The 20,984-nt window shown below is 32.7% G+C and carries 25 protein-coding genes and 1 other RNA gene; 3 read left to right on the top strand and 23 right to left on the bottom strand.

The annotated features are described in order from the left end of the window. Positions 1-8 precede the first annotated feature (8 nt). From EG358_RS12575 to EG358_RS12625, 11 genes are all read right to left on the bottom strand, one after another. Complete coding sequence (locus EG358_RS12575) at positions 9-671, bottom strand: histidine kinase (protein ID WP_076558615.1); 663 nt, start codon at positions 669-671, stop codon at positions 9-11. A 110-nt stretch (positions 672-781) separates the two neighbouring features. Continuing rightward, positions 782-1,504 carry a 3-deoxy-manno-octulosonate cytidylyltransferase gene (gene kdsB / locus EG358_RS12580; protein WP_076558617.1) on the bottom strand — a complete coding sequence of 241 codons (723 nt, stop codon included), beginning with the start codon at positions 1,502-1,504 and terminating at the stop codon, positions 782-784. 33 nt (positions 1,505-1,537) lie between these two features. Further along, positions 1,538-2,128, bottom strand: a complete 591-nt coding sequence (locus EG358_RS12585; protein ID WP_076558618.1) for a hypothetical protein — start codon at positions 2,126-2,128, stop codon at positions 1,538-1,540. 114 nt (positions 2,129-2,242) lie between these two features. Beyond that, positions 2,243-3,496, bottom strand: coding sequence for a pyridoxal phosphate-dependent aminotransferase (locus tag EG358_RS12590; RefSeq protein ID WP_076558620.1), 1,254 nt, complete (start codon positions 3,494-3,496; stop codon positions 2,243-2,245). 122 nt (positions 3,497-3,618) lie between these two features. After that, on the bottom strand, positions 3,619-3,975 hold the full coding sequence (locus EG358_RS12595; protein WP_076558622.1) for a four helix bundle protein: 357 nt from the start codon (positions 3,973-3,975) through the stop codon (positions 3,619-3,621). Between the two features lie 32 nt (positions 3,976-4,007). Continuing rightward, a complete protein-coding gene (locus EG358_RS12600) occupies positions 4,008-5,723 on the bottom strand; it encodes a phospho-sugar mutase (RefSeq protein WP_076558828.1) in 1,716 nt (571 codons plus the stop codon). A gap of 26 nt (positions 5,724-5,749) precedes the next feature. After that, complete coding sequence (locus tag EG358_RS12605; RefSeq protein ID WP_076558624.1) at positions 5,750-6,097, bottom strand: hypothetical protein; 348 nt, start codon at positions 6,095-6,097, stop codon at positions 5,750-5,752. A gap of 58 nt (positions 6,098-6,155) precedes the next feature. Next, complete coding sequence (locus tag EG358_RS12610) at positions 6,156-6,854, bottom strand: GIN domain-containing protein (protein ID WP_076558626.1); 699 nt, start codon at positions 6,852-6,854, stop codon at positions 6,156-6,158. Next, positions 6,854-7,237, bottom strand: a complete 384-nt coding sequence (locus EG358_RS12615) for a hypothetical protein (protein WP_123890103.1) — start codon at positions 7,235-7,237, stop codon at positions 6,854-6,856. Before EG358_RS12615 ends, EG358_RS12610 begins: the two co-directional genes overlap by 1 nt. A gap of 5 nt (positions 7,238-7,242) precedes the next feature. Next, the gene (locus EG358_RS12620) at positions 7,243-8,193 is read right to left on the bottom strand and encodes a glycosyltransferase family 2 protein (RefSeq protein WP_074228842.1); all 951 of its coding nucleotides are present in this window, start codon (positions 8,191-8,193) and stop codon (positions 7,243-7,245) included. 16 nt (positions 8,194-8,209) lie between these two features. After that, positions 8,210-8,806 carry a DUF4199 domain-containing protein gene (locus EG358_RS12625; protein WP_076558830.1) on the bottom strand — a complete coding sequence of 199 codons (597 nt, stop codon included), beginning with the start codon at positions 8,804-8,806 and terminating at the stop codon, positions 8,210-8,212. A gap of 131 nt (positions 8,807-8,937) precedes the next feature. Here EG358_RS12625 and ffs point away from each other — a divergent pair. Then, positions 8,938-9,035, top strand: an RNA gene (ffs, locus tag EG358_RS12630) — signal recognition particle sRNA small type. A 67-nt stretch (positions 9,036-9,102) separates the two neighbouring features. Here ffs and EG358_RS12635 read toward each other — a convergent pair. The 7 genes from EG358_RS12635 to EG358_RS12665 all read right to left on the bottom strand — a co-directional run bounded on the left by EG358_RS12635 (position 9,103) and on the right by EG358_RS12665 (position 15,138). Then, positions 9,103-9,789: a metal-dependent hydrolase gene (locus EG358_RS12635; protein WP_076558629.1), complete on the bottom strand. Its 687-nt coding sequence runs from the start codon at positions 9,787-9,789 to the stop codon at positions 9,103-9,105. 139 nt (positions 9,790-9,928) lie between these two features. Continuing rightward, complete coding sequence (locus EG358_RS12640; protein WP_076558631.1) at positions 9,929-10,375, bottom strand: SRPBCC family protein; 447 nt, start codon at positions 10,373-10,375, stop codon at positions 9,929-9,931. An 11-nt stretch (positions 10,376-10,386) separates the two neighbouring features. Then, a complete protein-coding gene (gene menA / locus EG358_RS12645; RefSeq protein ID WP_076558633.1) occupies positions 10,387-11,316 on the bottom strand; it encodes a 1,4-dihydroxy-2-naphthoate octaprenyltransferase in 930 nt (309 codons plus the stop codon). Positions 11,317-11,396: 80 nt separating this feature from the next. Next, positions 11,397-12,890, bottom strand: coding sequence for a PH domain-containing protein (locus tag EG358_RS12650; RefSeq protein WP_076558635.1), 1,494 nt, complete (start codon positions 12,888-12,890; stop codon positions 11,397-11,399). Further along, entirely contained in the window at positions 12,874-13,419 is a 546-nt protein-coding gene (locus tag EG358_RS12655) for a PH domain-containing protein (protein WP_076558636.1), read from the bottom strand. The genes EG358_RS12650 and EG358_RS12655 overlap by 17 nt, the downstream gene beginning before the upstream one ends. Positions 13,420-13,423: 4 nt before the next feature. Beyond that, positions 13,424-14,059 (bottom strand): hypothetical protein, encoded by a 636-nt coding sequence (locus EG358_RS12660; protein ID WP_076558638.1) that lies wholly within the window; start codon positions 14,057-14,059, stop codon positions 13,424-13,426. Between the two features lie 242 nt (positions 14,060-14,301). Further along, positions 14,302-15,138, bottom strand: a complete 837-nt coding sequence (locus EG358_RS12665) for a 1,4-dihydroxy-2-naphthoyl-CoA synthase (protein WP_066677606.1) — start codon at positions 15,136-15,138, stop codon at positions 14,302-14,304. 194 nt (positions 15,139-15,332) lie between these two features. Here EG358_RS12665 and EG358_RS12670 point away from each other — a divergent pair, with 194 nt between their 5' ends. Continuing rightward, positions 15,333-15,821 carry a hypothetical protein gene (locus EG358_RS12670; RefSeq protein WP_076558640.1) on the top strand — a complete coding sequence of 163 codons (489 nt, stop codon included), beginning with the start codon at positions 15,333-15,335 and terminating at the stop codon, positions 15,819-15,821. Positions 15,822-15,861: 40 nt separating this feature from the next. Here EG358_RS12670 and EG358_RS12675 read toward each other — a convergent pair whose 3' ends face one another. The 5 genes from EG358_RS12675 to EG358_RS12695 all read right to left on the bottom strand — a co-directional run bounded on the left by EG358_RS12675 (position 15,862) and on the right by EG358_RS12695 (position 20,120). Beyond that, entirely contained in the window at positions 15,862-16,434 is a 573-nt protein-coding gene (locus EG358_RS12675; protein ID WP_076558641.1) for a hypothetical protein, read from the bottom strand. Between the two features lie 74 nt (positions 16,435-16,508). Next, positions 16,509-17,084, bottom strand: a complete 576-nt coding sequence (locus EG358_RS12680; RefSeq protein WP_076558643.1) for a hypothetical protein — start codon at positions 17,082-17,084, stop codon at positions 16,509-16,511. A gap of 127 nt (positions 17,085-17,211) precedes the next feature. Then, a complete protein-coding gene (locus EG358_RS12685) occupies positions 17,212-18,249 on the bottom strand; it encodes a peptidylprolyl isomerase (protein ID WP_115596450.1) in 1,038 nt (345 codons plus the stop codon). A 78-nt stretch (positions 18,250-18,327) separates the two neighbouring features. Continuing rightward, positions 18,328-18,837 carry an FKBP-type peptidyl-prolyl cis-trans isomerase gene (locus tag EG358_RS12690; protein WP_076558832.1) on the bottom strand — a complete coding sequence of 170 codons (510 nt, stop codon included), beginning with the start codon at positions 18,835-18,837 and terminating at the stop codon, positions 18,328-18,330. A 212-nt stretch (positions 18,838-19,049) separates the two neighbouring features. Further along, positions 19,050-20,120 carry a branched-chain amino acid aminotransferase gene (locus EG358_RS12695; protein WP_076558647.1) on the bottom strand — a complete coding sequence of 357 codons (1,071 nt, stop codon included), beginning with the start codon at positions 20,118-20,120 and terminating at the stop codon, positions 19,050-19,052. A gap of 84 nt (positions 20,121-20,204) precedes the next feature. Here EG358_RS12695 and mnmD point away from each other — a divergent pair, with 84 nt between their 5' ends. Then, the gene (gene mnmD / locus EG358_RS12700; protein ID WP_076558834.1) at positions 20,205-20,879 is read left to right on the top strand and encodes a tRNA (5-methylaminomethyl-2-thiouridine)(34)-methyltransferase MnmD; all 675 of its coding nucleotides are present in this window, start codon (positions 20,205-20,207) and stop codon (positions 20,877-20,879) included. Positions 20,880-20,984 lie beyond the last annotated feature (105 nt).

The following is a 20,984-nucleotide window of genomic DNA, read 5'->3' on the forward strand; positions in this document are numbered from 1 at the left end:
ATATTTATTTAAAATTTAAAATTGTTAGCAGGAAATACTTTATTGATTTCCACTTTGTAGAGAAGCATCACGTAATCGCCGTCTTTTTTGGTGCTCGATGATTCTAATCTGAATGGCATCATCAAATTCCCGACCTTTTTGTAATCTGAATACGTTAAAGTTTCATCTTTTTTTATTTCTTTTAAAAGCATGAATGACTTAGTATCAAAATAATAGTAGTTTTTATTAACGTTTTTAGTCAATTCCACCTTATGGCAATAGATCTCTCCTACTTTTTCTTTCCCTAAATATTTTGCTTCAAAACCTTTATTTTCCCAGTCAATAAAATCATTATCAAAGCTTTCGGGAACATATTCTTTATACTCCTGAAGTTTATTGGCTGCATAATTCATGGCGTACCCTTTATTGCCGTCATACCCTTCAATGGCGGTATCTTTTCCTCCTATTGTAATGACAGTCTTGGTTAAATTGGGTCTTTGCTGATATATTTTGATAGGATATTCGTCTTTAATTCCTAAAATTACTTTTCCTTGAAGTAATACTGAATTTAAAAGTTTCCAATTGGTTAATCCTCCCGATAATTCTATGTTTTTTTCAATAATTTCTTTAGCAGTCTGAGCAAAAGACAGTTGAGAAAAAATCAGGACGAAAACGATGAGTAATTTCTTCATTAAATCAATTTATAAAATCAAATATAAGGCTTTTTTAATTTGAAAATGAGGCAATTTGAAAATGAAAGCCGATAACATAACATTTTCAAATTATCTAATTAAACAAATTTTCAAATTAATTTTCTGGCTTTTTCCAGATCTTCAGGCGTATCAATTCCTACTCCGATGAAATTGGTTTCAATCAACTTTATTTTCATACCATATTCCAGGTAACGAATGCATTCTATTTTTTCTGAAATTTCTAAAGGTTTCATTTCCAGTTTGGAAAATTGAAGCAAAGCATGTTTTCTAAAAGCATACACACCGATATGTTTGAAATAATCAACCTGATAAGAAATTTCTCTGTGAAAGGGAATTACAGAACGGCTGAAATACAGTGCAAAACCGTTGTTATCGGTAATTACTTTTACATTATTTGGGTTTTCTATTTCTTCTTTTTCGTGAAGTTTTATTTTTAATGAAGCCAAAGAGATTTCCTGGTTTTCATCTTCTTTAAAAACTTCAATCAATTGTTGTAAAGGTTCTAATTTTAAGAACGGCTCATCTCCCTGAACGTTGATTACGATATCGCAATCGATATTCTGTACAGCTTCAGCAATTCTGTCACTTCCTGTTTCATGTTGCCCCGTCATTACAGCTTTTCCGCCATTATTTTCAATTTCGTTAAAAATAATTTCAGAATCTGTGGCTACAAATACTTCGTCAAAAAGTCCGGTTTCCACAACATTTTGGTAGGTAGTTGTAATGACTGTTTTTTCACCCAATATCTGCATCAGTTTTGCGGGAAAACGGCTGGCTTCATAGCGCGCAGGAATTACAGCGATAATTTTCATTTTATTTAAATATAAATTATTAAAAGTTGATTTTTAGCTTAAATAATTAACTAAAAAGATGATTCCGTAAATCCAAAAGATGTACAGAAACGAGTAAAAAAATCCAAATGCGAAACTTTTCAGCAAGTCACCTTTACATTTTCTTGAATTTTTAAATACCAATCGTAAAGCTCGGAAAAAAATCCAATATAGCATTGCAGCAAAAAATAAAATTGCCGCCCAAAAGAAGAATCCTAGAAAATATAATAGAAAAGCAAACACGATTGAAATTAAAAACCATAAGATAATTGAAGCAATAGCTCCACCAATTCCGTCTCCTACAGCAGGCGGATCAAACCCGGAAACATCTGGTAAAGAAATATTATCAGAATATTTTTCAACTCTTTCTTTATGCAAAATATGCCCGACATTATCTTTTAGTTTCAAACCAAAATATAATCCTGAACTGATAAAAATAAAAAATGCTCCGGCTAAAATAGATGTTGAAACAATAGAATTTTGAAATAAAGATCGGTGAGAATTTGTTCCTGAAAGCCAGACACTCAAAATGACCAAAATGATAATCGCTAAAGTGAAATAACTTAGCCATTTTGTTTCAAGAAAAGTTTTCCTTTGGAATTTCATTAATAAATCTGAATATTTTAATTAAATATTTCGGCCTAAAAAAATTGCCGAAGTAAACCTTCGGCAATTTATGTGATTTTTCTTAAAGTTCAAATTCTACAATAAATTAAAAAATTATTTTAAATTATTTAAAGCATTTTCCAATTTAGGCAGCATCAATTCAATTTCTTTAATATCTAAACCTCCTACAGAAGCTCTGAACCACGGCTCAGATTTAGCTTCGCCAAATGCAGAGAAAGGTACTAAAGCAACTCCAGCTTCATTGATTAAATAAAATACCAAATCAGAAGAATTTTCAATCACTGTTCCGTCAGGTTTTGTCTTTCCGATATAATCTAACTTGATTGTCAAGTAAAGTGCACCCATCGGTTCAATACTTTCAACAGTTAAACCTTTCGTTTTCAGATCCTGAATTCCGTTGTGAAGAACCTTTAAGCTTGCTTCCAGTTTTCCTTTAAAATCATTGATAAATGCATTTACATTATCAGCATTCTGGAAATATTTTGCAGTTGCTTCCTGCTCCGGTTTTGGTGCCCAAGCTCCAACGTGAGTCAATAAAGCTTTCATTTTATCAATAATATGAGCGGGACCAAATCCCCATCCTACACGAACTCCTGTTGCGGCAAGACATTTTGAAATACCTTCAATATAAATTGTAAATTCTCTCATTTCAGGGAAAAGAGATACCGGATCAACGTGTTTTGCACCAAAAGTAAGATTAGAATAAATCTGATCGTACATTAAATATAACGGCTTTTCGTCTGCTCCTCTTTTGCTGTTTTCCTCTAAAATCATTTCACAGATTTCTCTCAACTGAGCTTCTGTAAACATGGTTCCTGTAGGATTTAATGGCGAACAAAGCGCCAAAAGAACAGCTCCGCTTAAGTGAGGTCTCAAATCATCAGCAGTGGGTAAGAAATTGTTTTCCGGAGTTGTCTTCACTTCAACAGCATCTGCAGAAGTAAGATAAGCATAATGATTATTATTCCAAGATGGTGTAGGATAAATTACTTTATCGCCTTCATCAACGATTGTTTTATATACGGCATAAATCAACGGTCTTGAACCTGCTGTAATCAGAATATCGTTTGCTGAATAATCAAGATTCCATCTTGTTTTAAGGTCTTTAGAAACTTCACTTCTTAAAGATAACAATCCGTTTGCCGGTGGATAATTGGTTAAATTATTCTGATACGCTTTCTGAATTTCTTCTTTTAATTCTGCAGGAATCGGATAAAGATTAGAATTCAAATCTCCAATCGTAAGATTGGCAATCTCTGCTCCTTTCGCCTTTAAATCATTTACTTCATTACCAATTTTTACAATTTCAGAACCAATAAGGTTCGCTGCTAATTTTGAAACTTTCACTTTTTATATATTAGATGTTAAATGTTATAAATTATGAGTTATGAATTATGAGTCTCTTAGTAGTGAAAATAATGCTTTCACTCATAATTCATAACTTAAAACTTATAACTCAATTTTTTTAATTATGAGTTTTTACTTTTTGTGGTTATAATAATGCTTCTTATTATTTTTAAAACTTCCATTGCTGGATTTTTTAATTTTTCAAATTCTTCTTTTGAAATATATTGAGTTTCATATAAAAGTTCTAGCCAATAAATTGTTTCGTCACATTCTTTTTGAGAGATAGATAATTTATGTATAAAATCTAATCTACTTTGTGCATTTAAAGCTTCACGAACATTTGCTCCTACTGAAGTTCCTGAGCGTAAGAGCTGTTTAGATAAAACATATTCTTTTTTATCAACGGTGAACTTTCTATAAAAATTGACAATAATTACAGCGAACTCAAAACTTTTCTTTCCAATAATGCTTTCACTCATAATTTATAACTCAAAACTTATAACTTATTATTTTAATTCAACTGAAGGTCTTTTCTTACTTCTTCAATTTTTGCTTCCAAAACTTTTAACGTTTCTTCAAAGTCTTCTTTTGAAGTGATTGTTTCTTTTACAGAAACATAAAATTTAATTTTCGGTTCTGTTCCTGAAGGTCTTACGCAAACTTTTGTTCCGTCCTGAGTGTAATAAATTAAAACATTAGACTTCGGAATATCATCCATTACATGTTTTTCATTTTCAGAAACCACGAAATTGGTCTGCTCTTTAAAATCTTTTACTTCTTCAACCAATGAACCAGCCAATGATTTTGGAGGATTTTCTCGGAAATTCTTCATCATATTCTGAATTTCTTCCGCTCCGTCTCTTCCTTTTTTAACGATGTTAATTAAACCTTCGTAATACATTCCGGTTTCCTGATAAATCTCGATCAGATATTCGTACATCGTTTTTCCGTTGGCTTTACACCAAGCTGCAATTTCGCAGGCTAAAATGATACTTCCGCAAGAATCTTTGTCACGAACGAAATCTCCGGTCATGAAACCAAAACTTTCTTCACCACCGCAAACAAATTTTTCCTCGCCTTCAAAATCACGGATCATTTTTCCGATCCATTTGAAACCTGTTAATCCAACTTTGCAGTCTACACCGAATTTTTCAGCAATATCAAAGAAAATATCTGAAGTGACAATTGTAGAACCTATGAATTCTTTTCCTGTAATTTTTCCTTGTTTTTCCCACTGATCTAAAATATAATACGTCAAAATAGTATTACACTGATTTCCGTTTAATAATTGAATTTCACCTTCCAGATTTCTAACGGCAATTCCTAATCGGTCTCCATCGGGATCAGTTCCGATTACGATATCTGCATTGGTGATTTTAGCTAAATCCATCGCCATTTCCAAAGCTGCAGGTTCTTCCGGATTTGGAGAATCTACGGTCGGAAAATTTCCACTTGGAATCATTTGTTCTTTAACTAAATCAATCTTTTTGAAACCAGCTTTTTCCAAAGCTTTCGGAACAGTTGTGTAAGTTGTTCCATGAATGGAAGTGAAAACAATATTCAAATTACCTTTTCCAACATCTTGATATGAAGAGTTTTCGATACAGGCATCGATATAAACATCATCTTGCTCCTCTCCGATCCACTCTATCAAATCATCATTTCCTTCAAATTTAATTTCTTCAAATTTTACAGAATATACTTCATTGATAATCGCTTCATCATGTGGCGGAACGATTTGCGCACCGTCATTCCAATATACTTTGTAACCGTTATATTCAGGCGGATTGTGAGAGGCTGTCAATACAATTCCTCCATTACATTTTCTGTCACGAACAGTGAAAGATAATTCCGGAGTTGGTCTGTGATTTTTAAACAGAAGAACTTTTATTCCGTTTGCTGTTAAAACATCTGCCACTAATTTTCCGAATTCTTTTGAATTATTTCTTACGTCATAAGCAATTGCAACGCTAATTTCCTCGCCTTGAAACTGCTGCAACATATAATTCGCAAGTCCCTGTGTAGCTTGACCTAACGTGTATTTATTTAAACGATTGGTTCCAACTCCCATAATTCCTCTCATCCCTCCTGTTCCGAACTCTAATTCTCTGTAAAAAGAATCTTCCAAATCAGGAGAATTGCTGTCGATTAACAATTGAACAGCATCCTTCGTTTCCTGATCAAATGTATCTGAAAGCCATAACTTAGCTTTATCAATAGTTGATATTTCTGACATTATTTATATTTTTTTTATTATTGTCCAACAGGTTTATTACCAACATAAGCCGGTATTAAAACAGCAGCTCCAACTATTCCTACAACCAGAGGAATAGTTTTTCCTGTACTTGGCTTTAGAATTTTATCAATATTATTTTTCTCAATTTGAACTTCTGAATTTTCTTGTTTTCCGATAATTGCATTCTCGGTTTGATTTAGAAACTCAAACTGTCTTATTTTTTTACCGTCTTTTGTTTCAATAATATATTTTGAATTATTTTTTAAAACCGTATAATCATAATCATTTTTTGAACTTACTTTTGTGGATACACAGGAAATTAAAAAAATGTTTAAAATTGAAATTATCGCTATTTTTTTCATCATTTATTAAAATTATTGACTTTCACCAAAAATTGTTTTTTCTTTTTTATATGTTTTTTTATTACAGTTTTTTATTCTCTACTCTCGTTGTTTTGTCAACTTTAAAAGCTCTGATAGGATCGTTATAATACACAAATTTTGCTGTATTTTTCACAGTTCCTTTTAATGTATCTTTTACGTTGACTTCTGCGTAGTTTCCGTTTTGAGAATCTACATTCAAATTGACAATTTTCCAGTAAGGAGCAATTAAACTTGCAGTGTCAGAGATTTTTATTACCGCATCTTTAGTTGCACCTAAAAAATTAGCGCGGCTTTTGTTCTGCATATCAATTTCTGCTCTTCTTGTGTTCAATGAACCCATAAAAGTAGCATAATTTTTTAAATTTAATTTTAAATTGTCGGTCTTAATTTCACTCGAAATATTCATTTCCACAGAATCTGAAATTGAAATTTTTTCCAGATTATATTTTGAATAAATCGTGATATTATAGAAATCAACGCCTTTTGTTTTTCGACTTTCTTTGATGGAAAGGGTTTTATCATCCACATCAATGTCCAGATTTCCGGCTATATTTGGGTAGGTCTCTACTTCTACAAAGTTTTTCGGTCCTCTTGCATAAAATACACGAAACTTTCCTTCAAGATCAAGGTTTACAAATTCTTCAACATCAATTTCTTTCTTCTCTAAATTTCCTTTTGGAGAAATTTTACCACAGGAAAATATAGCCAGTAAACTTATTCCTAAAACTATTTTTTTCATTATTTACTTTTTTTATAAAGCCATGTTAATTTTTTACCATCAATATTTCTCAAAAGCAAGTATTTTTTGTCAACAACAGAATAATTAAACTTTATTGGCTCAGGCAGATTAGAATATTGCATAACCAAAGTGTTATTTTTTAAAGTATAAGTACCCGCACTTTTATTTTTGCCTCCCAACGATGAAAAAGACAAATTATCCTTAAATTCTAATGTACCAGTACCGTTTTCTTTGTTGATGTTATTCAACATTTTGGCATCAACTTCGTACTTTTCGCCTTCATTAATGCTGATAAATTCCCATTGCGAAGTTATCGGCTCTTTCTGTTTCACTTCTGAACATGATAGAAACAAGGTACATAGAATTAATAGATAAAATTTCATACAGCTTATATCACTTCGTCAATATTATAATTCTTATGTTCTCTGTTGGTTCTGATGATCATTTCTCCCAAGAATCCTGCAATGAAAAGCAATGTTCCCATCAACATCATGGTTAATGCAATAAAAAACCAAGGATTATTGGTAATTAAATGTCCATAAATTCCTCTTGCTACATCAATCAGTTTCGAAATTCCCAACCAAAAAGCTGAAAGAAAACCTACGATAAACATAATGGTTCCTACTGCTCCGAAAAAATGCATTGGCCTTCCTCCAAAACGACTTACAAACCAAAGAGTTACCAAATCTAAAAATCCTCGTACGAATCTTTCGGTTCCAAATTTTGATGTTCCATAAGGTCTTGCCTGATGCGGAACTTCTTTTTCTGTAATTCTTCTAAAACCTGCATTGGCAGCTAAAACGGGAATATAACGGTGCATATCTCCATAAACATCGATAGATTTTACAACCTGTTTTTTATACGCTTTCAGACCACAGTTGAAGTCGTGCAAATAAACTCCTGAAACTTTTCTTGCTGCAGCGTTGAATAGTTTCGAAGGAATATTTTTGGTCATTACATTGTCAAAACGCTTCTTTTTCCAGCCCGAAACAATGTCGTAATTATCTTCAATCACCATTCTGTAAAGCTCAGGAATTTCTTCCGGGAAGTCTTGTAAATCTGCATCCATCGTGATAATAACATCACCGTGTGCTCTTTCAAAAGCAGCGTGTAAAGCTTGAGATTTTCCGTAATTTCTGGAAAATTTTATTCCGTGGATTTGTGGATGCTGCACTTTTAAATTCTCAATAATGCTCCACGACAAATCTGTACTTCCGTCATCGATAAACCAAACTTCATAAGATAAGTTACTGGTTTTACAAACGTTGTCGATTCTTGTAAACAACTCTTCGAGAGATTCCTCTTCGTTAAGTAACGGAATTACTATAGATAAATTCATTTAATTTTAATAAAAATTATTCTTGATTAATTACTTCCTGATGGTTTGTTTTCTTTCTAAAAAACGCTCCAAAAAAGACAGACAAAATTACGTAAAATATAAGAATTGCTGCAAAATATCCTGAAAAATGACTCGCCGTAAGCATATCTTTATCTTTTATCGTCGCAGGATCAAACCTTTGAAGACCTTCCTGATATTTTTGCTCCAGCTCATCAATGTCTTTTTGGTGCTTCAGAATCTTTTTTGCTGATTGATATTCTTTATCCAATTCAGATTTCTGGCGGTGTACATATTGATAATTTAATAGTTTTTTCGCATCCGTATCGATGAAATTTAAGAAAGAAAAGATACTTACGATAGATAAAATTCCGCCTACAAACATTGGCACAAATGCTCTTTTAAAAGCTTCCTTAAAATTCATTTGATGGTTATTCCAATGAGATTTTACAGACCAAAAAGCAAATAAAACATAGACAATTGGTAAAACAAAAGCATTGACTTTCAACGTTGTATCAAAATATTCGATACCTGAAAAAAACGTGTAGACTACAAAAAAGATTGCCATTGTAACGACATACAATAAAATTCCTAGGGTAAGTGGACTTTTCGTCATAATTCTAATTTTTAGAAAATATCTTAAAAATATTGCCCTAAATTTCAGCGTTTTAGCTTTAGTAAAGGGATTTTTAAAGATTTTTTCTGTAATAATATTTTTAATTTTAAAATAAGTTCCTATCTTTGCAACGGCAAGTCCTAAACAACCAGCTCCTGAGAATCCTCCAGGGTGGGAACGCAGCAAAGGTAATTGGTCGTAGCGGTGTGATTTAGGTAGCTTGCCATTTTTTATTTTTATAAGTTAAGAGATTAAGATGATTTTATTTAAATTACTTAATCTCTTAATTTTTTTTGTTATATCTCGAAACTTTCTCCGAGTTTAGGTAAAACCAATTCAACATTCTTATCAGCAAAATGCTTCGCTGCATTATCATGATTGATTTCAATTGCCGGGAAAGTATCAAAATGACATCCGATTACTTTTGGAGTTTTCAATAATTCTGACGCTGCAAAAGCCGCTTTTCTCGCACACATTGTATAATGACCACCAATCGGAAGAATTGAAAGATCTAGATCCCCGTACAACGCCGGAAACAACTGCATATCTGCCATTACTCCTGTATCGCCAGCCAAATACACGTTTTTACCTTCAGGAAGTCTGAAAATATATCCTACAGGCACACCACCGTAGCTTCCATCAGGAAATGAACTTGTATGATGAGCCGGAACCATAGAAATTTTAAGGTCATCAATCTTTGCAGAACCTCCTAAGTTTACATCGTCTGTATTTTTAGCATTTTTGAAATACGCACAGATTTCCGGTTGACCGATAATTGTAGCTTCAGGATAATGCTGCAAAACCTCTTCTACGTCAGCAATGTGATCGCCGTGAGCGTGAGTGATTAAGATATAATCAATTTTCTGAGCCGAAATATCAAACCCTGATTCTGCTTTTTTATAGTTGTAAAATGGATCACAAAGAATTGTTTTGTCTTTGTACGTGAACAAAAAACAGTTTTGTCCTAAATATTGTATTTTCATTTTTAATTTATTTTTAAATTTTTACATTTAATAGAAATGCTTCGACAAGCTCAGCATGACATCGCTAATACTAACTGTTTTTAACAGTGTCACGCTGAGCGTAGTCGAAGCATTTTTGTTTTAATCCTAATTATGATTATTATTTCGAAGGAAATTTATCTTCAATCAATCTCAAATTAATTCCGTGTTCTAAGTAAGCTTTACAGCCATCTAAAACGGTTGTAAAACCTCCTGTATTGTCATTAATTACAGATAAAAGTCCATCTCCAGTTTCAGAATATCCGTAGCTTTTAATAATAACTAAAGTTCCTTTTTCCATTTCCTTAAACTCGTAATCTACATTGTTAGAAAACAATCCCCACTCTGTTTTTATAAGCTGATTTGGAATAATCTGAAGAACTTTTACTTCAGATTTTGCACCGTACATTTCCCATTCCCACGTAATTATTTTACCTTCTTCTAGCTTGCCAGTTGATTTTGTAAACCAAAAATTGGTGGTAATTTCAGGGTTTATAAATGCTTCAAAAACCTCTTGAATTGGTTTTCTGATCAACATCTGAGCCTGTACAAATATTTTAGATTCCATAACAGAAAGTTTTAGCTAAAATAATTAAGTCCCAAAACTGTTAAAACAGCCATCATCAAAGTAAGTATACCAACTTGCTTCAAAAATGGATCGAGCTTCTTCGGCTCTTTTACATCCATTATATTTCTTCTCAGTTTCGCCACCGGAATCAATAAAATCATTACAATAAATACGTAATATTTCTGTAACTGAATAAAGTTGTTGATACCTAAAAATACCAGAATAAGAATCAATGGAAGCTGCAATAAAACCATTTCGTAAATCATCGCATTTCTAAAACCAATTCTTAGAGCAAAACTATTTTTTCCTGATAATCTGTCGCTTTCAATGTCACGCATATTATTCAGATTCAAAACTGCCATACTCATCATTCCGATGGCTGTTCCGGGCAAAAGAATATCCCAAGAAAAAGTTTTTGTAAACAGAAAATAACTTCCGCAAACCGAAACCAAACCGAAGAATATAAAAACGAAAATATCGCCCAATCCCATATATCCGTAAGGTTTTTTACCTACCGTATACCCGATTGCAGCCAGAATACTTGCCACTCCCAATCCGATGAAAATATAAAACTCATTCATATAATCAGGAATAAAAGCCAAATACAAAAGTGCGACAGTCGCTACCAGAGATAAAAAAGAGAAAAAAATGACAGCATTTTTCATCTGTTTTGCGGTAATTCTACCCGAAGCTACTGCTCTGGCTTCTGCTTCACCAATTCTTTTGGCATCGGTTCCTTTTACACCGTCTCCGTAATCATTCGCATAGTTTGATAAAACCTGATACAGCAAAGTCACCAGAAGCGCCAAAGCAAAGATTTTCCAGTCCCAAATTCCTCCATCTTCTCTGAGTCTCCATTTTGCAATGAAAGAACCCATGATAATTCCGCTTAACGAAAGCGGTAACGTTCTCAGCCTTGCGGCTTTTATCCAATCGGTCATAAATTGATATGTAATGAGTAATGAGTAATAAGTAATACAAAAATTGATGATTGCTGATTATTTATTGCTAATTACTAATGTTAACGTATTTCTATTTTATAAATGCAGTAATTCAGCAGTTCTTTAAGCTTTGTAAAGTTTAAAGCAACCATTTTAAAGCGTCCTGCAGAGGTATAAAAAGTAATACTTCCTAAGTTTGTTTTTCTTTGCCAAAAATACTGAGAAATTTTCACAGTTTGAAGCTTTTCCACCTCAAAAGTTCGGTTATCGATGTCCCAAATTCCTGATTTTAATCTTATAAATCTTTCGCTGTAAAACAATTTTAAATTTCTGAAAGAAATCAGAATAAATAATTCGGCTAAAACAATGTAAACAATCGCTAAAAACCAATAATTTATGAATAACTCTTGTTCAATAAAGAAAACCAGAAGCAAAGGCAAAACGATCCATCGAAAAGTGTGGACGATAATTAATCTGAAATTAGGCTTTAAATAATCTGTAAAAACCGGATTTTCATTCCAAATTGTTGAAATCAGTTTTGCTTTTTCAGTATTATTAATTCCGGGAACTGCTGCAACTTTTTTTTCATCTTCCTCATTTTTTCCAATCTGAAGAAATTTCACAAAAGAAATGTTCATTTTCTTCTGAATCCAGTTCTGTGTTTCAGTAATAACCTGAACTTTTGATTTGTTGACAATTGAATTTCGGGTATTAAACAAGCCGTACTCAAAAGAAAAACTTTGGTTGTTTTCGCTGATTTTAAAGTTGAAAAATTTAATCAATGTACGAACTGTATTAATCAGAATTCCAACAATAATGACAACCACAACAATTCCAAGAATAACTGGAATAGAAAATGCCAAAAACTGAGATTCTACCGTATCATAATCTAACTGCGTTTCAAATTCAGCCTTTTTCAGCAAGTTGCTGAGTTCGGAAAAACCATAAATCATTAAACTGACCAGTGCGAAAAAACTTTGAATATAGTTCGCAGTAATTCCGTATTTTAAAATACTGAGCGTTGAAATTTTGATTGAACGAAGTTTTTCAACTTTCTGATTTTCGGTAATTTCAACATCTTCTTTTAAACCACTTTCGAGTTTTGTTTCTGTTAAAAGATATTTTTTAAGGTCAACTGCATTCTGTTTCGTCAATGCCGAAATTTTAACTTCTTTTTCAGAACTTCCGGGTGTATCGATTTCGAGTTTGTAGATATTAAAAAACCGATGAACAAAAGGCTGTGAAATATTAACTTCCTGAATATTTTCTTTTTTAATCTTAGTTACCGATGTATTGATGATTCCTTCATGAATGACGAATTCCTCGTTTTCTTCATCAATATAATATTTGAAATGATAGTATTGTAAAACCGCAGAAACAATGAGAATTAAGAGTCCGGCAATAATGGCAAGAACAATAATCCAAGGTTCTATTTTGTCTTTTCTGACAAAAAAAAGGATAACGAAAACCCATAAGTTTTTAATCACCATTCCGATATTGTAGAGAAAAAGCAATACGATACCCGTTTTCGACTGTCTTTGAGGCTGAAAAAAAGAATTAAGCTTCTCCTCCATCGTCTGTTTTTTCTTTCGAAATTGTTCCTCTGATATGATGATTAATTCCTTCAGCAATATCTTCAGGAAGCCCATTTACAGTAACATCTCCACCGCTAACTCCAGCCGTAAAAACCGAAACCGATTTTAAGCCCAATATTTTAGAAAACCAGCCCTGCTCTACTTTGATGTGCTGAATTCTGTTGAACGGAACAATAATCACGCTTCGTTTCAACCAGCCATATTGGTATACCAAATCTTTTTCACGAACTGCATATTTTCTGAATTTAAAACCGATCAGAGTATTCAGAAAAAGAAAAACAATCATCAGAAAAATTCCGATGACAATTGCCCAAACCTGAATAAGGCTCAAATTGAAATAAAAAAAATAAAAAGCTGTAGAAACCGCTCCGATTAGAAAAACAGAAAATAAACCCAGATTAAATAAAATAATCCTGAGATATTTTGGCGATACCGAAGTCAGTTTTAAATCACTAAAATCAGGAATTTCGAAATCTAAAATCTGTGGGTTTTGAAAGTTTTGTTCCATTAAATTAAATATTGAAACTCAGTTTAGGTCTGAGCATAGCGCAGTAAATCAGCATTAGAAAACCAAAAATTAAATAGTAAGATTCTTTGGGAGAATAGTGAATAAGTTTTTGCCAAAAACCTGCATTATCATAATAATATTCATTCATATCAACATATACTACACAACTACCACTATTATTATCTATTCCCAAAAAAGTATTTTGTGGTTTTTTATAAAGAACATATAAACTGTTGGTTTCATCCATATCAAGACCGTACATTTCCTGTTTGGTTTTTAACATTATATTGAGTAAACCAACAATATCTGCGTAAACATTTTTGTCGGAAAGCTGAAATCTTATTCCAGTTTTGTCAATATCATTTTCTTTTAACTGATTGATTTCTTTAATGAAATTCTCTTCAGTTTTTGCATCAAAACCAGGTTTTACATTGATTGTTTTGTAACTCCATCCCTCTTTCGGAATTTGTGTATATTCCGGAATCTTTTCTCCTTTTTTAGCTTTATAGGGAAGTCCAATATCTAACACTCTCATGCTCATTTGATAATAAACAGGAGTAGCGTAGTACAGAAACAAAAGCGGAACTAAAAGTGCACTGATAATTCCGGCAACATAATATATTTTTTTATGCTTTCTCATTTCTAATATTTTTTTTAATATCAGCAAATTGTAAATAAATTATTTTTAACGGTCTGTTTGTCATTCAGAAGGAATCTCGATACGTTGGAAATAAATAAGTTTAGATTCCTGCGGAAGACAGATCGAACGTTGATTTCAGCTGTAATTAAAAACGGATATTCCCATAATTTTTAGAACTTCCCTAAAATTACAAAATAATAGGTAATGAAATCACTCATTACCTATTACTTATTATTTATATTTTAAGAAATCCACTGGTCTTTACCAAAGTCAGGCTTTCTCTTTTCAAGGAAAGCATTTCTACCTTCTTTTGCTTCTTCAGTCATGTACGCCAAACGAGTTGCTTCACCAGCAAAAACTTGCTGACCAACCATTCCATCGTCGGTCAAGTTCATGGCAAACTTCAACATTCTGATTGACATTGGAGATTTAGCTAAAATTTCCTGTGCCCATTCGTAAGCAGTATCTTCAAGCTCATCGTGAGGAATTACAGCATTCACCATTCCCATATCGAAAGCTTCCTGCGCATTATAATTTCTTCCTAAAAAGAAAATCTCACGTGCTTTTTTCTGTCCGACCATTTTCGCTAAATAAGCAGAACCGTAACCACCATCAAAGCTCGTTACATCAGCATCGGTTTGTTTGAAAATTGCGTGTTCTTTACTCGCCAAAGTAAGATCACAAACTACGTGAAGCGAGTGACCGCCACCAACTGCCCAACCCGGAACAACTGCAATTACCGCTTTTGGCATAAAACGGATCAGTCTTTGAACTTCCAGAATATTCAAACGGTGTCTTCCGTCTTCACCTACATATCCTTGCTGACCTCTTGCTTTTTGGTCGCCTCCGCTGCAGAACGCCCAAACTCCATCTTTAGAACTTGGTCCTTCTCCTGAAAGCAATACCACCCCAATTGACGGATCTTCTGATGCATCATAAAAAGCATCGTACAATTCTGAAGTTGTTTTTGGTCTGAACGCATTACGGATTTCCGGTCTGTTGAAGGCAATTCTTGCCACCCCGTTGCATTTTTTATAAGTAATATCTTCGTATTCCTTTACGGTTTTCCACTCGATCATTTTGTAAAAATTTTCCCCAAATATACGGAATTAGAGAGAGAATTTTATGATACTGATCTTGAAATATGGGTAATGAGTAATTGGTAATAAGTAATGTATTATATGCTTAGTTTCTTATCTGAAAATGACGGTTTTTATTAAAATAGTTCAAGAATATAAAGTTTGATTAAGTAAATTGCATAAAAATCTAATCAATGAAAATTTTCAGACTTTTTATATACGTCTCTATCATATTCTTGATTCTGTTTTCTTGTAAGAAAAATAATCCTGCTGATGTTTCGCAGCTATATGGTCTATGGAAAATCAAAAGTGACTCCATGGGAACAAGAGAAAGTTTAAATCTAAACACCGACAAAACTTTCACTTATAAAAGTTCAGGTCATATTGCTGAATCTTTTTCTTTTGGAAAATGGGAAGTAGTAAAAGATACATTAATTTTAAATTCTGTAATGCCAAAAGAATGTTATTATGTACTTTCCTTTGATGGGAAATGCAAATCTTCACATCTATTTACAGACGAACTCATCCGTAAAACAATTCTTGAATGTGAATCTCCTGCTCTTAATAATTTTTTCATAGAGTTTGAGAATTCAAAATTTATAATTACGAAAGATTCTTTAGTCCATAAAATTACACATAAGAATTGTAAAGAAGTTCCTTACGAAATTACTTTGTATCGTTAATAGAAATAATTAAGCCAACTCTCACGAATCGACTTTTCAATTATATTTTATCTAAAATCTTTTTTGGAAGAATTTTGACTAATTGAGGCTTATAATTTTTTTCAAGAATTAAAAACTTCCAATCTTTTTTATCTTTTGAAATTGCACACGCTCTCATTTTGGCATTAATAACATAAACTCCTTTTTTCAATAATTTTACATTACCTTGTACATATTTAATCTTCATAGCTGTTTCAATTTTATTTTGCGTCTCATCATTCATCGAACTGACATCACATTGTAGTTTAAGACCATAATTAGTAATAGAAAAATACTCTCCATCAATTAATTCTGGTTTCTCTATCACTCCAAAATTTAAATCCTGTATATCAATTTTCAGAAGTGGATTATTATACGTCACATCCATGATTTGAGTCATCTGTTCTTTAGAAATTACCGTAAAATATTTTGGATAAATACAATCTACAGCTTGGTTCATTTTTTTTGCTTTAATACTATTAGCAAAATAAGTAAGAGATTTTTTTATCTGAATTTCCTCAAAGTTTACTTTAGCTTGAGCAAAAGAAAATATAGATATAAGAACAAATAATGTTGTAATGAATTTATTTTTCATCTTAAAAAAAAATAGTTTTTTCGGAACACAAAAGTAGTAAAAAAGCCGACTCTTACGAATCGGCTTTTACATTTTTACAATTTATCCAAAATCTTTTGTGGTAGAACTTTTGTCAGTTGCTTTTTATATTCTTTATCTGCAAAAACCACCTTCCAGTCTTTCTTATCTTTTGAGACGGCAACCATTTTCATTGGGGCGTTGATGATGTAAGCATCTTCTTTAGCAAGATATTCCACGCTGCCTTTACCATATTTTTTTTCGAGCATTTCTGAGACTGACTTTTTCATCTGCTCGTTCATTGAACTTACATCTGCTTTCAGCTTTAAATAATAGCTTGTAATCGAAAAATTTTCGCCTTCAACTAACTCAGGTTTTCCTACTGAGATAAATTTCATATCCAGAACATCAATTTTCACAAATGGATTATTGTAAGTCATGTTCAGCATTTGCGTGAACTGATCCTTGTTAACAATCGTGAAGAATTTTGGATAAATAGCATCAACAGTCTGGTCTAGCTTTTTATATTTGATGGTATTGGCAAAATAAACCATCGATTTTCTGATTGCCTGATCGTCTGTATTTACCTTTGTTTGCGTAAAAGAAAACGTAGAAATAAGAATGAATAACGATGTAATTAATTTAGTTTTCATCTTTAAATTATAATTTTTTATTGAAGAAACCTTACAGGTTTTAAAAACCTGTGAGGTTTAAAGATTTAAAAGTAATAAAAAAAACCGCCTTTCACAAGACGGTTTTAAAATATTTTATCAGCGTTGATTAAGGAACTTTTACCAATTCTACGTCGAAGATCAACCATGCATTTGGTGGAATAACTCCTCCTGCACCTCTTTCTCCGTAACCCATTGCTGGTGGGATCAATAAAGTAGCCGTTTCACCTTCTTTCAATAATAAGATTCCTTCGTCCCATCCTTTGATTACTCTACCTGTTCCAACAGGAAAATCAAGAGGTTGATTTCTTTTGTATGATGAATCGAATTCCTCGCCGTTTGTTAATTTACCTGCATAATGTACAAAGACATTGTCACCTGCTTTTGGAGCTTTTCCGTCAGTTTTTTTAGTGATTTTATAGTAAAGTCCAGATTCAGTAACCTGCATTCCCTCTTTTAAACCTTCAACTAATTTCAATTGATTGGCTTTAAATTCTTCTTCTTTCTTTACTTTTTCAGCTTCTTCTTTAGCAATAAATGCTTTGTTGTTTTCAGCAATTTTACCTTTTCCTTCGTTGAAAGTTTTTGCAGCATCGTAACCTTTATACTCATCACCTTTGCTGAAAATACTTACTTTTTCTAGAACGATGTCAGTTTTTGGTTTATCCTGAGCTCCTTTTTCTACATTAGCGATAGCATCGATCACATCATCACCTTTTACAACTTGACCAAAAATAGTATGTCTTCCGTCTAACCAAGGTGTAGCCACTTCAGTGATGAAGAACTGAGAACCGTTTGTGTTTGGTCCAGAATTCGCCATCGAAAGAATACCTTTTCCTGTATGTTTAAGGTCGTTTTTCTCGTCTTCAAATTTGTATCCCGGATCTCCTGCTCCAGTTCCTTTTGGATCACCTCCCTGAATCATGAAATCTTTGATTACTCTGTGGAAGATCGTTCCGTCATAAAAAGGAACTCCTTTTGCTTTTGATTTATTATCGATTTTTCCTTCTGCAAGACCAACAAAGTTAGCCACAGTTACCGGTGATTTTTTGTCTTCAAACTTTACAATAAGGTTACCTTTTGTCGTTTGAAGATTAGCATAAAGTCCGTCTTTAAGCCCTTCGTAAGTTTCTTTGTCTACGTTCATCTTTTTATAAATTGGAGTACAGCTTAAAAGCGAAATGCTTGCCGCTGCTAAGATTATATTTTTGTTTAAGAATTTCATTTATAGTACTTTTAATTTTATAATTAAAGGAATATCGTTATCAATTTTATTTTCGTCTCCGTAAGTTCCGTAAGCTAATGATGACGGAACGAGAAGTGTTACTTCTTCGCCATTCTGCATGTATCGAAGTGCATTTTCAACAGCTTTAAGCTCATCGAAATGTCCGAATCTTGCATCATTTCTGCTTATTGATTTATCATAAATTTTAGTCTGATCAAAATCGTAAAGGTCATACGAATATGAAACTGTAGATTCATCAGGTCTTCTTTCCCGCTTATCAAAACCTTCTACTGTTGTCCAGTAATTAAGCTGTGTCGGGAAAAATTTTATGTTTTGACTTGCAATCCAATCCTGAATCTGCTGTCTTTCGATCGTATTGAGATTTTTCATGCGGTTTTTAGAAACATCCAGATCACTCTGGCTCAAAACACCGCCAACCGGTGGATGCACCGGGTTATTTCTTTTGCAGCCCAACAGGCTTAAAACTGATATGAAGACTAATTTTTTCATAAAAACTTTTGCGAAAATAAGCATTTCGGGAATCAATTACAAAACTTGATGAATTTATATTTTGAAACTATTGAAAATTTCATTAAGATGCTCATATTATTAAAGATACTTTTACTTTAATGATAAAATCAATTGCTATTTTGTGAGACAATCTGGCATAAAAAAAATCGGGGAAATGATCCCCGATTTTATATTGATATTTAATTCTAAAATTAAACTGTTTCTAGTGCGTGATCAACCAAAACTCTCCATCCGAAAGGATCTTCAGAAAGGTTGTTTTGCAAATTTACTAAGTCATTTTTAAGAATTACAGCAAAGCTTTCTTCGTCTGAAAGTCTAGGCAATTCCAGTTTTTCTCCATTATATCCCAAAGCCTGGAAAACAGTCGTAACAACTGCGGTTCCTACACCCCAAACCTCTTTCAAAGTTCCGTTTTTCTGAGCTTCTATAACATCTTTTACTTTGATAGGCTCTATTTTTATTTCAAAACCTCTTCTCTTAGCCAATTGAATGAAACTATCTCTTGTAACACCATCCAAAATTTTCTCTGAAGTAGGCGGCGTATAAATTGTATCGTTGATTCTTACGAAAACATTCATCGTTCCACTTTCTTCGAAATATTCGTGGGTAGCGTCATCAGTCCAGATAATCTGATCGTATCCTTCTTCCATTGCCAATTGAGTCGGGTAGAAAGAAGCAGCATAGTTTCCTGCAGCTTTAGCAGAACCTACTCCACCACTTGCTGCTCTAGAATAATGATCTGAAATTTTTACAGAAACAGGTTCTGTATAATACATTTTTGCCGGTGTTGCTACAATGGCAAACATATATTTATTGGCTACTCTTGCCTTTAGAGCTTCCTCAGTAGCGAAAATTAACGGCCTGATATATAGTGAATTACCTTCTCCTTGCGGGATCCATTCTCTGTCAACATCAATTAAAGCTTTCAAGCCATCCAAAAAGATCTCTTCTGTAACCTGAGGCATTGCCAGACGAGCAGCAGATTTATTGATACGTTCAAAATTCTTTTCTGGCCTGAAAAGGAAAACCTGTCCGTCTTTGTCTTTGTAAGCTTTCATACCTTCAAAGCAAGCTTGCCCATAATTCACTCCCATCATCGCAGGCGTAAACAATAAAGGCCCGTAAGGAACCAATTTTACCTCGCCCCATTTTCCATCCTCGTACTCACAGATAATCATGTGATCGCTGAAAGTATTTCCAAAAGAGAAATTATTGGGATCGAAAGTAGAAATTCTAGAGTTTTCTGTTTTTTGAATTATCATTTCTTAAAATTTTTATGATGTTCTACAAATTTAACATAATTTTCCAAATATAAAAATTTTAGATTAAATTTGAAAAAAAATACCTTGGAAAGAGAGATTAAGACCACCAATGACGGTAGTAAAACTTTGTTTATCAATGAATTAAACGAAAACTATCATTCCCATCACGGAGCGCTTCAGGAAGCTGAACATGTATTTATTAAAAATGGATTAAATTTAATAAATGATTACGAAATTAACATTTTAGAACTCGGTTTTGGAACAGGTTTGAATGTTTTGGTAACAATTAATGAATATTTAAAAACTGATAAAAATCATATCATCAACTATTTTACGCTTGAAAAATATCCAATAAATGAAGCTGAAATTGAAAACTTGGCGTATTTTGAGCTTTTTGATAACCCTGAATTAAAAAATATTTATCAGAAAATTCATCAATCAGAATGGGAAAAATCAGTAGAAATTACTAAAGGTTTTTATCTTCATAAGATTCAATGTGATTTTTTTGATCTTAAAAACATTGATTTACCGAAGATTAGCCTTGTGTATTATGATTGTTTCGGCGCAAGAGTACAGCCGGATCTTTGGGAAAAGCCTTTATTTGAAATGGTTTCCAACAAAATGAATGTAAACGGACTGTTAACGACCTACTCTTCTAAAGGAAGTGTAAGAAGGGTTTTACAAGACCTCAATTTTAAAGTTGAAAAAAAACAAGGGCCTCCGGGAAAACGAGAAATGATTAATGCAATAAAGTTATAGGCTATAATTTATAAATGATTAATGATTAATGATGAATGATGAATGATCAATGATTAATGATTAATGATGAAGGATAAGTTATTGAACATAGAAAGTCTTTAATTT

The sequence above is a fragment of the Chryseobacterium indoltheticum genome (assembly GCF_003815915.1).
Taxonomy (GTDB): domain Bacteria; phylum Bacteroidota; class Bacteroidia; order Flavobacteriales; family Weeksellaceae; genus Chryseobacterium; species Chryseobacterium indoltheticum.

Excerpts from the sequence above, each read along its gene's own strand:
- EG358_RS12615 (WP_123890103.1), bottom strand. The coding sequence starts at position 7,237 with ATGAAATTTTATCTATTAATTCTATGTACCTTGTTTCTATCATGTTCA.
- EG358_RS12640 (WP_076558631.1), bottom strand. The coding sequence starts at position 10,375 with ATGGAATCTAAAATATTTGTACAGGCTCAGATGTTGATCAGAAAACCA.
- kdsB (WP_076558617.1), bottom strand. The coding sequence starts at position 1,504 with ATGAAAATTATCGCTGTAATTCCTGCGCGCTATGAAGCCAGCCGTTTT.
- EG358_RS12685 (WP_115596450.1), bottom strand. The coding sequence starts at position 18,249 with ATGAACGTAGACAAAGAAACTTACGAAGGGCTTAAAGACGGACTTTAT.
- EG358_RS12620 (WP_074228842.1), bottom strand. The coding sequence starts at position 8,193 with ATGAATTTATCTATAGTAATTCCGTTACTTAACGAAGAGGAATCTCTC.
- EG358_RS12625 (WP_076558830.1), bottom strand. The coding sequence starts at position 8,806 with ATGACGAAAAGTCCACTTACCCTAGGAATTTTATTGTATGTCGTTACA.
- EG358_RS12660 (WP_076558638.1), bottom strand. The coding sequence starts at position 14,059 with ATGAGAAAGCATAAAAAAATATATTATGTTGCCGGAATTATCAGTGCA.
- EG358_RS12655 (WP_076558636.1), bottom strand. The coding sequence starts at position 13,419 with ATGGAACAAAACTTTCAAAACCCACAGATTTTAGATTTCGAAATTCCT.
- EG358_RS12610 (WP_076558626.1), bottom strand. The coding sequence starts at position 6,854 with ATGAAAAAAATAGTTTTAGGAATAAGTTTACTGGCTATATTTTCCTGT.
- EG358_RS12665 (WP_066677606.1), bottom strand. The coding sequence starts at position 15,138 with ATGATCGAGTGGAAAACCGTAAAGGAATACGAAGATATTACTTATAAA.
- EG358_RS12605 (WP_076558624.1), bottom strand. The coding sequence starts at position 6,097 with ATGATGAAAAAAATAGCGATAATTTCAATTTTAAACATTTTTTTAATT.
- EG358_RS12675 (WP_076558641.1), bottom strand. The coding sequence starts at position 16,434 with ATGAAAAATAAATTCATTACAACATTATTTGTTCTTATATCTATATTT.
- EG358_RS12695 (WP_076558647.1), bottom strand. The coding sequence starts at position 20,120 with ATGATAATTCAAAAAACAGAAAACTCTAGAATTTCTACTTTCGATCCC.
- EG358_RS12595 (WP_076558622.1), bottom strand. The coding sequence starts at position 3,975 with ATGAGTGAAAGCATTATTGGAAAGAAAAGTTTTGAGTTCGCTGTAATT.
- EG358_RS12635 (WP_076558629.1), bottom strand. The coding sequence starts at position 9,789 with ATGAAAATACAATATTTAGGACAAAACTGTTTTTTGTTCACGTACAAA.
- menA (WP_076558633.1), bottom strand. The coding sequence starts at position 11,316 with ATGACCGATTGGATAAAAGCCGCAAGGCTGAGAACGTTACCGCTTTCG.
- EG358_RS12670 (WP_076558640.1), top strand. The coding sequence starts at position 15,333 with ATGAAAATTTTCAGACTTTTTATATACGTCTCTATCATATTCTTGATT.
- EG358_RS12680 (WP_076558643.1), bottom strand. The coding sequence starts at position 17,084 with ATGAAAACTAAATTAATTACATCGTTATTCATTCTTATTTCTACGTTT.
- EG358_RS12650 (WP_076558635.1), bottom strand. The coding sequence starts at position 12,890 with ATGGAGGAGAAGCTTAATTCTTTTTTTCAGCCTCAAAGACAGTCGAAA.
- EG358_RS12575 (WP_076558615.1), bottom strand. The coding sequence starts at position 671 with ATGAAGAAATTACTCATCGTTTTCGTCCTGATTTTTTCTCAACTGTCT.
- EG358_RS12690 (WP_076558832.1), bottom strand. The coding sequence starts at position 18,837 with ATGAAAAAATTAGTCTTCATATCAGTTTTAAGCCTGTTGGGCTGCAAA.
- EG358_RS12585 (WP_076558618.1), bottom strand. The coding sequence starts at position 2,128 with ATGAAATTCCAAAGGAAAACTTTTCTTGAAACAAAATGGCTAAGTTAT.